The organism is Curtobacterium sp. TXMA1 (assembly GCF_020162095.1).
Lineage (GTDB): Bacteria > Actinomycetota > Actinomycetes > Actinomycetales > Microbacteriaceae > Curtobacterium.
Genome location: NZ_CP083910.1, coordinates 1,757,443 through 1,772,220, shown reverse-complemented (window position 1 = coordinate 1,772,220; position 14,778 = coordinate 1,757,443). Strand labels below are relative to the sequence as shown.

The 14,778-nt window shown below is 70.0% G+C and carries 13 protein-coding genes; 8 read left to right on the top strand and 5 right to left on the bottom strand.

What is annotated here, in order from left to right; translation table 11 throughout:
- Positions 1–75 precede the first annotated feature (75 nt).
- The 7 genes from rapZ to LCG91_RS08405 all read left to right on the top strand — a co-directional run bounded on the left by rapZ (position 76) and on the right by LCG91_RS08405 (position 6,051).
- Positions 76–987: an RNase adapter RapZ gene (gene rapZ, locus LCG91_RS08435; RefSeq protein ID WP_058727792.1), complete on the top strand. Its 912-nt coding sequence runs from the start codon at positions 76–78 to the stop codon at positions 985–987.
- Between the two features lie 75 nt (positions 988–1,062).
- Positions 1,063–2,043: a DNA-binding protein WhiA gene (gene whiA / locus LCG91_RS08430; RefSeq protein ID WP_058727793.1), complete on the top strand. Its 981-nt coding sequence runs from the start codon at positions 1,063–1,065 to the stop codon at positions 2,041–2,043.
- Positions 2,044–2,315: 272 nt separating this feature from the next.
- On the top strand, positions 2,316–3,326 hold the full coding sequence (gene gap / locus LCG91_RS08425; protein ID WP_058749583.1) for a type I glyceraldehyde-3-phosphate dehydrogenase: 1,011 nt from the start codon (positions 2,316–2,318) through the stop codon (positions 3,324–3,326).
- A complete protein-coding gene (locus tag LCG91_RS08420; protein ID WP_224441110.1) occupies positions 3,323–4,540 on the top strand; it encodes a phosphoglycerate kinase in 1,218 nt (405 codons plus the stop codon). Before gap ends, LCG91_RS08420 begins: the two co-directional genes overlap by 4 nt.
- Positions 4,537–5,316 carry a triose-phosphate isomerase gene (gene tpiA, locus LCG91_RS08415; RefSeq protein ID WP_224441109.1) on the top strand — a complete coding sequence of 260 codons (780 nt, stop codon included), beginning with the start codon at positions 4,537–4,539 and terminating at the stop codon, positions 5,314–5,316. Before LCG91_RS08420 ends, tpiA begins: the two co-directional genes overlap by 4 nt.
- A gap of 120 nt (positions 5,317–5,436) precedes the next feature.
- Positions 5,437–5,688 (top strand): preprotein translocase subunit SecG, encoded by a 252-nt coding sequence (secG, locus tag LCG91_RS08410; protein ID WP_058727797.1) that lies wholly within the window; start codon positions 5,437–5,439, stop codon positions 5,686–5,688.
- A gap of 3 nt (positions 5,689–5,691) precedes the next feature.
- The gene (locus LCG91_RS08405; RefSeq protein WP_058727798.1) at positions 5,692–6,051 is read left to right on the top strand and encodes an RNA polymerase-binding protein RbpA; all 360 of its coding nucleotides are present in this window, start codon (positions 5,692–5,694) and stop codon (positions 6,049–6,051) included.
- A gap of 304 nt (positions 6,052–6,355) precedes the next feature.
- On the opposite strand, the gene pgl is transcribed toward LCG91_RS08405, so the two are convergent.
- From pgl to tkt, 5 genes are all read right to left on the bottom strand, one after another.
- Positions 6,356–7,126 (bottom strand): 6-phosphogluconolactonase, encoded by a 771-nt coding sequence (pgl, locus tag LCG91_RS08400; protein ID WP_224441108.1) that lies wholly within the window; start codon positions 7,124–7,126, stop codon positions 6,356–6,358.
- 106 nt (positions 7,127–7,232) lie between these two features.
- The gene (locus LCG91_RS08395; protein WP_058749585.1) at positions 7,233–8,177 is read right to left on the bottom strand and encodes a glucose-6-phosphate dehydrogenase assembly protein OpcA; all 945 of its coding nucleotides are present in this window, start codon (positions 8,175–8,177) and stop codon (positions 7,233–7,235) included.
- Complete coding sequence (gene zwf / locus LCG91_RS08390; protein ID WP_058727801.1) at positions 8,174–9,712, bottom strand: glucose-6-phosphate dehydrogenase; 1,539 nt, start codon at positions 9,710–9,712, stop codon at positions 8,174–8,176. Before zwf ends, LCG91_RS08395 begins: the two co-directional genes overlap by 4 nt.
- 191 nt (positions 9,713–9,903) lie before the next feature.
- On the bottom strand, positions 9,904–11,016 hold the full coding sequence (tal, locus tag LCG91_RS08385) for a transaldolase (RefSeq protein WP_058727802.1): 1,113 nt from the start codon (positions 11,014–11,016) through the stop codon (positions 9,904–9,906).
- A 154-nt stretch (positions 11,017–11,170) separates the two neighbouring features.
- The gene (gene tkt / locus LCG91_RS08380; protein WP_137767396.1) at positions 11,171–13,264 is read right to left on the bottom strand and encodes a transketolase; all 2,094 of its coding nucleotides are present in this window, start codon (positions 13,262–13,264) and stop codon (positions 11,171–11,173) included.
- Between the two features lie 373 nt (positions 13,265–13,637).
- Here tkt and LCG91_RS08375 point away from each other — a divergent pair, with 373 nt between their 5' ends.
- Positions 13,638–14,582 (top strand): heme o synthase, encoded by a 945-nt coding sequence (locus LCG91_RS08375; RefSeq protein ID WP_058749588.1) that lies wholly within the window; start codon positions 13,638–13,640, stop codon positions 14,580–14,582.
- Positions 14,583–14,778: the final 196 nt, after the last annotated feature.

Here is a 14,778-nt window from a genome sequence, read left to right as displayed (position 1 = left end):
GACGAGCAGCCGGCACCCGCAGCCGAGACCTCCCCGGGCCGTGGCCCGGGCCGCCACGACGGAGCCCTCCCACACATGAGCGACACGAGCGACGACCGACCCGCCCAGACGTCCGCGTCGCAGCAGCACGACATCCTCATCGTCACCGGCATGTCCGGCGCCGGACGCTCCACCGTCGGCAAGGCGCTCGAGGACCTCGGCTGGTACGTCGTCGACAACCTCCCGACGCAGATGCTCGGCCCGCTGACGGAGCTCGCCGACCGCGCCGGTGAGAAGATCCCGAAGATCGCGACCGTCGTCGACGTCCGCGGGGGCCGGTTCTTCACGGACCCGGAGCAGGCCGTCGAGCAGGTCCGGGCGGGCAGTTCCGCTCGGGTCCGGGTGCTCTTCCTCGAGGCGACCGACGCCGTGCTCGTGCGCCGCTTCGAACAGGTCCGGCGCCCGCACCCGCTGCAGGGCGACGGGACGCTGCTCGACGGCATCGGCCTCGAGCGGTCGCGCCTGTCCGCGCTCCGTGAGGCGGCCGACGTGGTCATCGACACGTCGGACCTCAACATCCACCAGCTCGCGAACGCCGTGACGGAGCGGTTCGCCGACGACCACTTCGTCGGGGTGCAGGTCACGCTGATGAGCTTCGGGTTCAAGTACGGGCTGCCCGCCGACGCCGACATGGTGGCCGACGTGCGGTTCATCCCGAACCCCTACTGGGTGCCGGAACTCCGCCCCCACACCGGCCTCGACGCCCCCGTCTCCGAGTACGTCCTGTCGCAGCCGGGTGCCCGCTCGTTCGTCGAGCGGTACGCCGCCGTGCTCGAGCCCGTGCTGGCGGGATACCAACGCGAGAACAAAAGACACGCTACGATCGCCATCGGCTGTACCGGCGGCAAGCACCGCTCGGTCGCCGTCGTCGCCGAGTTGGCGAACCTCCTCCGCGGGATGTCCGACGTCGCCGTGCGTGTGAAGAACCGAGATCTCGGCCGGGAGTGACCGTTCCTCCGGCCGCTCCACACCGCGTGCGCCGGACCCGCGGACCCCACCAGAGAAAACGTTAGGAATGATGCTGTGCCGTTGACTGCCGAGGTCAAGGACGAACTGGCCAGGGTCGTCGTGAACCGCAACACGGTCCGCGCCGCCGAACTCGCGACCATCCTGCGGTTCGCGGGCGGCCTGCACGTCATCTCGGGCAGGATCGCGGTCGAGGTCGAGCTCGACACCCGGATCATCGTCCACCGCGTGCGCAAGGACCTGGCGGAGCTGTACGGCGTGCGGAGCGAGGCGTCGGTGGGGTCGTCCGCCTCCTCCCGCCGCGGCACCCGCTACCTCGTCCGCGTGCTCGAGGCGGGGGAGACCCTCGCCCGCCAGACCGGGCTCATGGACGCTCGTCGTCGCCCGGTGCGCGGCCTGCCCAACCGACTGACGACCGGCAACCGCGAGGACCTCGCCGCCATCTGGCGCGGTGCCTTCCTGGCCTCCGGCACGCTGACCGACCCGGGTCGCGCCGCCGCGCTCGAGGTCACCTGCCCGGGCAACGAGGCCGCGATGGCCCTGGTGGGCGCCGCGTCGCGGCTCGGCATCGCCGCGAAGGGCCGCGAGGTCCGTGGCGTCCACCGCGTCGTCATCCGCGACGGCGAGGCGATCGGGCAGATGCTCACCGTCATGGGTGCTGCCCGCACCACCGCCGAGTGGGAGGAGATGCGCCAGCGCCGCGAGGTCCGCGCCACCGCCAACCGCCTGGTCAACTTCGACGACGCGAACCTGCGCCGCTCGGCGCAGGCCGCCGTCGCCGCGTGCGCCCGCGTCGAGCGTGCGCTCGAGATCCTCGGCGACGAGGTCCCGGACCACCTCAAGTACGCCGGCTCGCTCCGGCTCGAGCACCGCGACGCGTCGCTCGACGAGCTCGGCCAGCACGCCGAGCCGCCGATGACGAAGGACGCGATCGCCGGACGCATCCGCCGCCTCCTCGCGATGGCCGACAAGAAGGCGGCGGACCTCGGCATCCCGGGGACCGAGGCCAGCGTGCCGGAGGAGCTCGAGGGGGCCTAGCCCCCGACGTTCCCCACGACGCAACGGGAGGCGCGGTGCCAGCTGGCACCGCGCCTCCCGTCCGTTCGTGCACGGGCCCACTGCCACCCGGACCGCCGCCCGGACCACCGTCCGGACGGACCGTCATCCGGCGCTGGCGCGCAGTGTCCGACTGCTAGGGTCGTTACGGCGACGTTACGGGGCGTATCGTCCACCACACGTGGGCCCGCAGGGCCGCACGACTCCGAAAAGCAGCGCCCCCCGGGGGCGCTCCACACCCACCAGGAGATCCATTGACCGTCAAGATCGGCATCAACGGCTTCGGCCGCATCGGCCGTAACTTCTTCCGGGCCGCCCTCGCCAAGGGCTCCGACCTCGAGATCGTGGCGGTGAACGACCTCACCGACAACGCAGCCCTCGCGAACCTGCTGAAGTTCGACTCCATCACGGGCCGTCTCGGCGTCTCCGTCGAGCTCGACGGTGACAGCATCGTCGTCGACGGCAAGCCGATCAAGGTCCTCGCGGAGCGCGACCCCGCCAACCTCCCGTGGGGCGAGCTGGGCGTCGACATCGTCATCGAGTCGACGGGCTTCTTCACCAAGGCCGCCGACGCGCAGAAGCACATCGACGCGGGCGCCAAGAAGGTCATCATCTCGGCCCCGGCGACCGGCGACGACGTCACCATCGTCCTCGGTGTGAACGAGGACCAGTACGACCCCGAGAACCACAACATCATCTCGAACGCGTCGTGCACCACGAACAGCCTCGCGCCGCTCGCCAAGGTCTTCCACGACAAGTTCGGCATCGAGCGCGGTCTCATGACGACGGTCCACGCGTACACCGCCGACCAGAACCTGCAGGACGGCCCGCACAAGGACCCGCGTCGTGCCCGTGCCGCTGCGCTGAACATCGTCCCGACGTCGACCGGTGCTGCCAAGGCCATCGGCCTGGTCATGCCGGAGCTCGCCGGCAAGCTCGACGGCTACGCGCTCCGCGTGCCGGTGCCCACCGGTTCGATCACCGACCTCACCCTCGAGACGTCGTCCGAGGTCACCGTCGACGAGATCAACGCCGCCTACAAGGAGGCCGCTGAGGGCCCGCTCAAGGGCATCCTGCTCTACAGCGAGGACCCGCTGGTGTCGACCGACATCACGACGGACCCGCACTCGTCGATCTACGACTCCGGTCTGACCAAGGTCATCGGCAAGCTCGTCAAGATCACGTCGTGGTACGACAACGAGTGGGGCTACTCGAACCGCCTCGTCGACCTGACCGAGTACGTGGGCGAGCGACTCTCGGCATGAGCCTCCGCACCCTCGAGGACCTCGGCGACCTCGCCGGCAAGCGCGTCGTCGTCCGGTGTGACCTGAACGTCCCGCTCAAGGACGGCACGATCACCGACGACGGCCGCGTGCGCGCGTCGCTGGGCACGCTCAACACGCTCGTCAACGCCGGGGCGCGGGTCATCGTGATCTCGCACCTCGGTCGACCCGACGGCAAGCCCGCGCAGGAGTACTCGCTGGCCCCCGTGGCGCAGCGGCTCTCCGAGCTGCTGGGCAAGGAGGTCACCTTCGTCGGCGAGACCGTCGGCGACGAGGCGACCGCGGCCGCCGAGGCCCTCGGGGACGGTGACGTCCTGCTGCTAGAGAACCTCCGCTTCAACCCGGAGGAGACCTCGAAGGACGCGTCGGAGCGCCAGGCGTTCGCCGAGCGGATCGCCGCACTCGGCGACGCGTTCGTGTCCGACGGCTTCGGTGTCGTCCACCGCAAGCAGGCCTCGGTCTACGAGCTCGCGGCGGCGCTCCCCAGCGCAGCCGGCTCGCTCATCGAGTCCGAGCTGACGGTGCTCGAGCGGCTGACGAAGGACCCGCAGCGGCCCTACACGGTCGTGCTCGGCGGGTCGAAGGTCAGCGACAAGCTCGGCGTCATCGAGCACCTGCTCCCGCAGGTCGACACGCTCTGCATCGGTGGCGGCATGCTCTTCACGTTCCTCGCGGCCCAGGGCCACGGGGTCGCGAAGTCGCTCCTCGAGCAGGACCAGCTCGACACCGTCCGCGCCTACCTGTCGAAGGCGGACGAGCTCGGCGTGACGATCGACCTGCCGACCGACGTGGTGGTGGCCTCCGGCTTCGCGGCCGACGCCGACCACGAGACCGTCGCGGCCGACGCGATCGAGTCCTCGTCGTTCGGCGCCGACGGCATCGGCCTCGACATCGGCCCCGAGACTGCTGAGCGCTTTGCATCGGCGGTGTCCGGATCGAAGACCGTGTTCTGGAACGGACCGATGGGCGTGTTCGAGTTCCCGGCGTTCGCGGCCGGCACGAAGACCGTCGCGCAGGCGCTGACCGAGGTCGACGGCCTCGGCGTCGTCGGCGGTGGTGACTCGGCTGCGGCCGTCCGGTCCCTCGGGTTCTCGGACGACCAGTTCGGGCACATCTCGACCGGTGGTGGCGCGAGCCTCGAGTTCCTCGAGGGCAAGTCGCTGCCCGGTCTCGAAGCACTGGGGTGGTCCCGATGACCCGCACGCCGTTCATCGCCGGGAACTGGAAGATGAACCTGGACCACCTCCAGGCGATCGCCACCGTGCAGAAGCTCGCGTGGACGCTGAAGGACGCGCGCCACGACCACGACGACGTCGAGGTCGCGGTGTTCCCGCCCTTCACGGACCTGCGGAGCGTGCAGACGCTCATCTCGGCCGACAAGCTCTCCATCGAGTTCGGCGCGCAGGACCTCTCGCAGTACGACTCCGGTGCCTACACCGGCGACGTCTCGGGTGCGTTCCTCGCGGCCCTCGACGCGAAGTACGTCATCGTCGGGCACTCCGAGCGTCGCACGAGGCACGGGGAGACCGACGAGGTCGTTGCTGCGAAGACCGCCGCCGCCGTCAAGCACGGTCTGGTGCCGGTCGTCTGCGTCGGCGAGACCGGCGAGGAGCGCGAGCAGCGCGGCGCCGGTGTCGTGCCGGTCGAGCAGCTGAAGGTCGTCCTCGACGCCGTGAAGCCGTCCGAGATCGTCGTCGCGTACGAGCCGGTCTGGGCGATCGGCTCCGGCCAGGCAGCCACCCCGGAACAGGCCCAGGAGGACTGCGCCGCCCTGCGCCGCGGGATCGCCGAGGCCTGGAGTGACGACCTCGCCGCGAGCACCCGCGTCCTCTACGGCGGTTCGGTGAAGTCGGGCAACATCGCCGGCTTCCTCCGCGAGCCCGACATCGACGGCGCGCTCGTCGGTGGGGCCTCGCTCGACGTGCAGGAGTTCGCGGCCATCGCGCGCTTCCGGCAGCACGTCGGACTCTGATCCACCTCGCTCAGGCCGGTCACGTCCGCGTGGCCGGCCTGAGCCACGCCCTGCCCGGTGTCCTGGCTGCTCGCGCAGCCCGGTACACTTGCAGGGCTGACTTCACACGAAAGGTACGTCGTGGCGATACTCTCCGTCGTGCTGCAGGTCCTGCTCGCGATCACGAGCCTCCTGCTCACGCTCCTCATCCTCCTGCACAAGGGCCGCGGTGGCGGTCTCTCCGACATGTTCGGCGGCGGCGTGACGAGCAACCTCGGGGCGTCCGGCGTCGCCGAGCGCAACCTCAACCGCATCACGGTGATCCTCGGTCTGGTCTGGATCGTGTCCATCATCGTGCTCGGTCTCATCAACAAGTTCACGGCGGGGAGCTGATCCATGGCAACCGGAGGCAGTGCAATCCGAGGGTCGCGCGTCGGCGCGGGCCCGATGGGGGAGCAGGACCGCGGCGTCCAGGCGGAGCGCGTGGCGGTCTCGTACTGGGATGCCCTCGGCAACGAGGTCGTGCGGTACTTCTCGGCGACCCTGCCGGAGGACGAGATCCCGGAGACGGTCGACTCGCCCTCCACGGGTCTCCCGGCCGGACGTGACAAGGAGAACCCTCCCGTCGTCGCGAAGACCGAGCCCTACAAGACGCACCTCGCGTACGTGAAGGAGCGCCGCACCGAGGAAGAGGCAGCGCAGCTCCTCGAGGACGCGCTGCAGCAGCTCCGGCAGCGTCGCGGTACCGCGAAGTAGCACCAGACACCACGAAGGCCCCCGCACCCATCCGGTGCGGGGGCCTTCGTCGTCCGTGGGCGCGCTGGTGTCGAGGTCAGGAGCCGCCGAGCGCGGTGCTCCTGGGTCCCGGTGCCGGTCGCTCCGGTCGCACGACGTGCCGCCCGCGGCCATTCAGGTCGCACGACATGCCGTCGACGGCGGAGCTGAGCGGCAAGTCCTGCGACCAGAAGCCCACCACGGCGGGACCGCTGGCAGACAGACAGACGGACGGGAGGCGCGGTACCAGCCGGCACCGCGCCTCCCGTCCGTCAGGGGGCTGCGTCTAGTACGTCGAGGCGATCAGGTTCTCCGGGACGTCGCGCGCGGCGTCCTGGTCGACGAAGAACACGGTGCGCTTCCGGCCCTGCACGCCGCCGACGGGGACCTCGTCCACCGCGGCACCGGCCAGCGCGAGGCCGAGCACGGACGCCTTCTCGGCGCCGGACAGGATCACCCACACACGCTGCGAGGCGTTGATCACCGGGAACGACAGCGTCAGGCGCTGCGCCGGCGGCTTCGGGGAGTCGTCGACGGTGAGCACGGCACGGTCGGTGACCGCGAGCTGCGGGAACTCGGGGAAGAGCGAGGCGGTGTGTCCGTCCGGTCCGACGCCGAGCAGCGTGATGTCGAAGCGCGGCGCGACCGCACCCTCGGGCGCGGCGTCCTGGAGCTCGCGCTCGTACTGCGCTGCGGCCTCGTCGATGGACAGACCCGCGTCGGACGGCGCCATCGGGTGGATGTTCGCCGCGGGGACGTCGACGTGCGCGAAGAAGTCGGACTGCGTGCCGGTGACGTTGCGGTCCGCGTCGCCCTCGGCGACCCAGCGCTCGTCGACCCACCAGACGTGGACCTTCGACCAGTCCACGCTCTCGCGGGCGGGGGACTGCCCGATCGCCGCGAGGACCAGGGTCGACACGGAGCCGCCACTGATCGCGATGTCGGCGCGCTCCTGCTCGTCCAGCACGTCGATGATCTTCGTGATGAAGCGGGCGGCGACCGACGCGCCGAGGGACTGCTTGTCCGGGTGCACCAGCACCCGTCGTTCGTTGGTCACGTGTCTCCCGTGTTCGTGGCGGCCGACCGGTGCGACCGCCTTCGGTCCGGCCGAGTCCGGGTGGCCGTCGTGTCGACCACCACCCGGTACTCGGTCGTGTGGGTGCTCAGCCGGCGATGGTCTCGCGCAGCTGGGGCACCCCGTGCTTGACGACGTCTCCGAAGAGGACGTCCGGGTCGAGTCTACGGAGTTCCTCTGCGAGGCAGTCACGCAGGTTCCGCCGCGGTAGCGACAGGTCGTGCGTCGGCTGGCCGGGCATCGAGAGGGTCGCGACGTCGACGAGCGAGCGCTCGAGGTCGATCGTGCCCGAGGCACGCTGGAGCTTCACCCCGTGGATGCCGCTCGACCCGGTCGCCCTCGGCGAGGTGACGACCGACACCGGGACCTGCAGCTGCAGCTGGAGCCAGGCGGCGAGCAGGACCGTCGACGGGCTGTCGCTCGCGCCGGACACCTCGACGCCGGTGACCGGCTCGTACGGCGGCTGGTCGAGCGCCGCGGCGAGCTGGTTGCGCCACAGCGTCAGGCGGGTCCACGCGAAGTCGGTGTCACCGGGGACGTAGGACCTCCCGAGTGCCTCGATGGCGCCGTTCGGGTCCTTCTGGGCGGCGGCGTCGGTGATGCGACGCTGCGCGATCCGGCCCAGCGCGGACGCCGCCGGCTGCTCGGGAGCGGCCTGCGGCCACCACGCCACGACGGGAGCGTCCGACAGCAGCAGGCCCGTGACCAGGCTCTCCTCGTCGGTCGCGGTCTCACCGTAGGCGCGGAGGACGATGACCTCGCTCGCCCCCGCGTCGCTGCCGACACGGATCTGCGCGTCGAGGCGCCCGGGGGACTTCGTGTCCCCGTCGTTCTTCGACACGATGATGACGCGCATCGGGTGCTCGCGTGACGCCTGGTTCGCGGCCGAGATCGCCTCCTCCTCGTGGCCGAGGGCCGTCGAGATGATGAGCGTCAGCACGCGACCGAGGGCGACGGCGCCGCCCTCCTCGCGGATGTGGACGAGCTTCTTCTGGATCTTCGAGACCGTGGTGTTCGGCATGTCGATCTTCATGGACGCCTCCAGGTCCGGCCGTCGCGGGCGAGCAGGGCATCGGCGGACGCCGGACCCCACGTGCCGGGACGGTACTGCTCGGGTTGGCCCTGCGTGGCCCAGAACTCCTCGATCGGGTCGAGGATCTTCCACGACAGTTCCACCTCTTGGTGACGGGGGAACAGGGGCGGGTCGCCGAGGAGCACGTCGAGGATGAGTCGCTCGTACGCCTCCGGCGAGGCCTCGGTGAACGCGTGCCCGTAGCCGAAGTCCATCGTCACGTCACGCACCTGCGTGCCGACGCCGGGGACCTTGGATCCGAAGCGGAGCGTGACGCCCTCGTCCGGCTGGACACGGATGACGAGCGCGTTCTGCCCGAGCGGCGCCTGCGTGTTGCCGTAGACGTCCTCGGGGACGCGCTTGAAGACGATCGCGATCTCGGTCACCCGGCGGCCGAGACGCTTGCCGGCACGCAGGTAGAACGGGACGCCCTGCCAGCGGCGGGTCGCGATGTCGAGCTTGATCGCGGCGTAGGTCTCGGTCGTGGACTCGGGGTTCATCCCCGCCTCCTCGAGGAACCCGAGCACCTTCTCGCCGCCCTGCCAGCCGCCGTCGTACTGCCCGCGGGCGGTCGCGGTGGCGAGGTCCTCGGGCAGGCGTACGGCGGAGAGCACCTTCTCCTTCTCGGCGCGCAGGTCCGCGGCCTTGAACGAGACGGGCTCCTCCATCGCGGTGAGGGCGAGGAGCTGCAGGAGGTGGTTCTGGATGACGTCGCGCGCGGCGCCGATGCCGTCGTAGTACGCGGCACGACCGGCGACGCCGATGTCCTCGGCCATCGTGATCTGCACGTGGTCGACGTAGTTCGAGTTCCAGATGGGTTCGTACATCTGGTTCGCGAACCGGAGCGTCAGGAGGTTCTGGACGGTCTCCTTGCCGAGGTAGTGGTCGATGCGGAACACGTCGTCCGGCGCGAAGACGCTCTCGACGATCGCGTTCAGCTCGCGCGCGGTGCGGAGGTCGGAGCCGAACGGCTTCTCGACGACGACGCGGCTCCACGAGCCCTCGCGCTTCTCCGTCAGACCGGAGACCTTGAGCTGCTCGGTCACCACCGGGAACATCTTCGGCGGGATCGACAGGTAGAAGGCGTGGTTGCCGAGGGTGCCGCGCTCGGCGTCGAGCTCGTCGACGGTGCGCTTCAGCTCGAGGAACGCCTCGGGGTCGTCGAACGAGCCCTGCACGAAGCGGATGCCCTGCTCGAGCTGCTTCCAGACGGCCTCGTCGAAGGGGGTGCGGGAGTGGTCCCGGACCGCGTCGTGCACGAGCTGGGAGAAGTCCTGGTCCTCCCAGTCGCGCCGGGCGAACCCGACGAGCGCGAACCCCGGGGGCAGGAGACCCCGGTTCGCGAGGTCGTAGACCGCGGGCATCAGCTTCTTGCGGGACAGGTCGCCCGTGACGCCGAAGATGATGAGGGTGCTGGGACCCGCGATCCGGTTCAGACGTCGGTCGGTCGGCAACCGGAGCGGGTTGTGCTCCGGGGTGATCGCCACCGGTGACATGGGTGTGGACTCCTTGAGGGTCGAACGGAGACGGCGGAGCGCGACGCTGCGGTGGCAGCGGCGACTCCGCCGTCGTGGTGGTCAGGGTCGGCCGGGAGGCGCGCTGCGGCTCCGGTGGACCGGTCCTGACCGTGGGTGCCCGCGTCCCGACGACGGTGGTGCCGTCACCGGGACGCGAGCTCCTGTGGTGCCTACTTGCTGTTCTCGAGCGCGGTCTTCACCGTGTCGACGAGCTCGCCCCAGGAGACGTTGAACTTGTCCACGCCCTCCTTCTCGAGCAGCGCGACGACGTCGTCGTAGTCGACGCCGGCGGCCGCGATCTGGTCCATGACCTGCTGGGCGCCCTCGTACGAGCCGGCGATGGCGTCGCCGTGGATCTCGCCGTGGTCGAACGTCGCGTCGAGCGTCTTGCCCGGCATGGTGTTGACCGTGTTCGGCGCGGCGAGCTCGGTCACGTAGAGCGTGTCGGGCAGCGACGGGTCCTTGACACCGGTCGACGCCCAGAGCGGACGCTGCGTGTTGGCGCCCGACTCGAGCAGGCCCAGGGCGCGCTCGGTCGCGAACGCCTCGGTCCAGACCTGGTACGCGAGCTGCGCGTTGGCGATGCCGGCCTTCGACTTGAGGGCCTTCGCCTCGTCGGTGCCGACGGCGTCGAGGCGCTTGTCGATCTCGGAGTCGACGCGCGACACGAAGAACGACGCGACCGAGTGGATCTTCGAGAGGTCGTGGCCCGCGGCCTTGGCCTTCTCGAGGCCACCGAGGTAGGCGTCGATGACGGCGCGGTAGCGCTCGAGCGAGAAGATCAGCGTGACGTTGACGGAGATGCCGGCGCCGATGACCTCGGTGATGGCCTCGAGGCCCTCGAGGGTGGCGGGGATCTTGATGAGGACGTTCTCGCGGCCGACCTTCTCGAACAGGAACTTCGCCTGCTCGATGGTCTTCTGCGTGTCGTGTGCCAGGCCCGGCTCGACCTCGATCGAGACACGACCGTCGAAGCCCTTGGTCTCGTCGTAGATCGGCTTGAAGACGTCGGAGGCGTTCGCGACGTCCTGCGTGGTGATCTCGAAGATCGCCTCGGTGACGTCGGTGCCCTTCGCCGCGAGCTCCTTGACCTGCGCGTCGTAGCGCTCGCCCTTGGCGAGGGCCGACGCGAAGATGGTCGGGTTCGTGGTGACGCCGACGACGTTCTTCTGCTCGATGAGCTCGGTGAGCTTGCCGGTCTCGAGGAGCTCGCGCGACAGGTCGTCGAGCCAGATGCTGACGCCGACCTCGGAGAGGGCGGCGGTGGGGGTGTTCTCAGCCATGGTTTCTCTTCTTCTTTCGTCGACCGGCCCGGTGCGCGGAGGCGACCAGGGCCGTGGTGTCGTGGTCTGTGGGCCGGGAGGCGCGGGGCGGGCCCGCTGCGTGCCTCCCGGCAGAGGGGCCGGACCCGGCGTACCGGATCCGGCCCCTCGTGGGTCAGGACGCTGCGATCGATTCCTTGGCGGCCGCGACCACGTGCTCCGTGGTGAAGCCGAACTCGGCGAACAGGCGCTGGTAGTCGGCCGACGCACCGAAGTGCTCGATCGACACGCTGCGGCCCTTGTCGCCGACGATGTCGCGCCAGCTCATCGCGATGCCGGCCTCGACCGAGACGCGCGCGGTGACGGCCTTCGGCAGGACCTGCTCGCGGTAGGACTCCGACTGCTCGAAGAACCACTCGAGCGACGGGGCGCTCACGACGCGGGCGTTGATGCCCTCGCCCTTGAGCTGCTCGCGGGCGTCGACCGCGATCTGGACCTCGGAACCGGTCGCGATGAGGATCACGTCCGGGGTGCCGTTCGGCGCCTCGGCCAGCACGTACGCACCCTTGCCGACGTTCTTCGCCGACGCGAGCGTGTCGCCGGAGGCGTCGCCCTCGCCACGCTCGAACACCGGGAGGTTCTGGCGGCTCAGCGCGATGCCGGCCGGGCGGTCCTTGTGCTTGAGCATCTCGAGCCAGGCGTACGAGACCTCGTTGGCGTCGGCCGGACGGACGACGTCGAGACCCGGGATCGCGCGGAGGGCGGTGAGCTGCTCGATCGGCTGGTGCGTCGGGCCGTCCTCGCCGAGGGCGATGGAGTCGTGGGTCCAGACGTAGATCGCCGGCGCCTTCATGAGCGCGGCGAGACGGACCGCCGGACGCATGTAGTCGCTGAAGATGAGGAACGTGCCGCCGAAGGGGCGGGTGTTGCCGTGCAGCACGATGCCGGAGAGGATCGAGCCCATCGCGTGCTCGCGGATGCCGAAGTGCAGCACGCGGCCGTACGGGTCGGTCGACCAGGTCTTCGTCGAGGCCTCGGCCGGACCGAAGGACTTGGCACCCTCGATCGTCGTCAGGTTCGACTCGGCGAGGTCGGCGGAACCGCCCCAGAACTCGGGCATGAGCGGCGCGATGGCGTTGATGACCTTGCCGGACGCGGCGCGGGTCGAGACGGCCTTCTCGGTGGAGAACACCGGCAGCGCCTCTTCGAGGCCCTCGGGGAGCTCACCCGCGTTGATGCGGTCGAGCATCGCCTTCTTCTCCGGGTTGGCCGCAGCCCACGCGTCGAAGGTCTTGTTCCACTCGGCGTGCTGCTCCTGGCCCTTGGTGATCGCACCGCGGGTGTACTCGAGCACCTCCGGGTCGACGTGGAAGGTCTTGTCGGCGTCGAAGCCGAGGACCTCCTTGAGGCCCTTCAGCTCGTCTGCGCCGAGCGCCGAGCCGTGGATCTTGCCGGAGTTCTGCTTGGTCGGCGACGGCCAACCGATGATCGTCTTGAGGACGATGAGTGACGGCTTGGTCGTCTCGGCCTTGGCCGCCTCGACCGCGCGGTAGAGCTCCTCGACGTCCTCGGAGTACTCGCCGGTCTTCTTCCAGTCGACGTGCTGCACGTGCCAGCCGAGCGCCTCGTAGCGGGCGGCGACGTCCTCGGAGAACGCGATGTCGGTGTCGTCCTCGATCGAGATCTGGTTCGAGTCGTAGAAGACGACCAGGCGACCGAGCTGCTGGCGGCCGGCGAGGCTCGCGGCCTCGTTGGTGACGCCCTCCTGCATGTCGCCGTCACCGGCGATCACGTAGGTGAAGTGGTCGAACGGCGACTCGCCGTCGGCGGTCTCCGGATCGAACAGGCCGCGCTCGAAGCGCTGCGCGTAGCCGAAGCCGACTGCCGAGGCGAGGCCCTGGCCGAGCGGGCCGGTCGTGATCTCGACGCCGTCGGTGTGGCCGTACTCCGGGTGACCCGGGGTCTTCGAGCCCCACTTGCGCAGGTGCTGCAGGTCCTCGAGCTCGAGGCCGTAGCCGTGCAGGTAGAACTGCACGTACTGCAGGATCGAGGCGTGACCGGCGGACAGGATGAAACGGTCGCGGCCGATCCAGGTGGAGTCGCTGGGGTCGCGACGCATCACCTTCTGGAAGAGCAGGTGGGCGACCGGCGCGAGGCTCATCGCGGTGCCGGGGTGACCGTTGCCGGCGGCCTCGACCGAGTCGGCGGCGAGGACGCGCGCCGTGTCGACGGCCTTCCGGTCGATGGCGTCCCAGGTGAATTCAGCCACTTGGATGTTGACCCTTCGTTGTTGCGACATGTGCGAGGGCTCGTGCCATCGCACGGACATGATCGCCGTCCCGGGGCCGTGTGTCGTGTCGCCGTCGAGCGGCGGCCGACCGGCTCTTCGCGACCGACGTCTTCGGGGCACACGATGCGGGAGGGCGTGTCCAGCATAGTGACAACGCTCTCAGAAGGTGTCCAGGTGACGACGGTGCCGTGTCGAGCACTCGGCCCGGTCGGCGAGGCGGGGCATCCTCGCGGCGCCTCGATGGCCTAAACTGGCGGGGACCCGTGTGCATTCCGGGTCGACGCACGCCCCGACGGTGACGGAGCCGCCCACCGAGCGTGCGAGCTGACGCGAACGGACTGAGGTTCCCCTGTTGACTGCCACCGCGACCCGGCCCGACACCGATCGACCCCGCTCGACGCTGTCGCGCAAGGTCCGGGCGTACGTGTCGCTGACGAAGCCCCGGGTCATGGAGCTGCTCCTCGTCACCACGGCGCCGACGATGTTCCTGGCGGAGCGCGGGGTCCCGGACCTGTGGCTCGTCTTCTGGACGATGCTCGGTGGTGCGATGTCGGCGGGTTCGGCGTCGGCGTTCAACTGCTACATCGACCGTGACATCGACCGGCTGATGAAGCGCACGAGCCAGCGGCCCCTGGTCACCGGTGAGCTCTCCGACCGCGAAGCGCTCGTGTTCTCGTGGACCCTCGCGGTGCTCTCGACCGCGGTCCTCGGCTTCCTGGTGAACTGGCTCGCCGCCGCGCTCAGCGTGATCGCGATCCTGATCTACGTCTGCGTCTACACGCTCTGGCTCAAGCGCCGCACCCCGCAGAACATCGTCTGGGGCGGCTCCGCCGGCTGCATGCCCGTGCTCATCGGCTGGGCCGGCGTCACCGGTTCGCTGTCCTGGGCGCCGATCATCCTCTTCATGGTGATCTTCCTCTGGACGCCGCCGCACTACTGGCCGCTGTCGATGAAGTACCGCGACGACTACGACGCCGCCGACGTGCCGATGCTCGCCGTCGTCCGCGGCCGCACGGTCGTCGGGCTGCAGGTCGTGCTCTACGCCTGGGCGACGCTGGTCTGCTCGCTGCTGCTCGTCCCGGTCGCGCACATGGGGCCGCTGTACACGGTCGTCGCGCTCGCTGGCGGCATCTGGTTCGTCGTGGAGTCGCATCGCCTGTACTCGCGGGCGATCCAGCACGTGGAGCAGGTCCAGCCGATGCGGGTCTTCCACAGCTCGATCACGTACCTCACGCTGCTGTTCATCGCCGTGGGCATCGACCCGCTGCTGCCGCAGGTGTTCACCTTCACGATCTAGTCCGGGCTCGTCGCCCGATCCCACAGCGCCGCCGGTCCGCCGGCGGCGCTGTGGTGCGTCGCGGGGCGTGAGCCGTGCGCGGACTCGGCCACGAGCGCTGGCCTGGGCGCGAGCGGGCGGTTCCGGCTGGGACGACGGATCCGCTGCCGTGCGACGACGGTGGTGTGGGTGCAGCTCGCGAGCGATGCACGCTGCG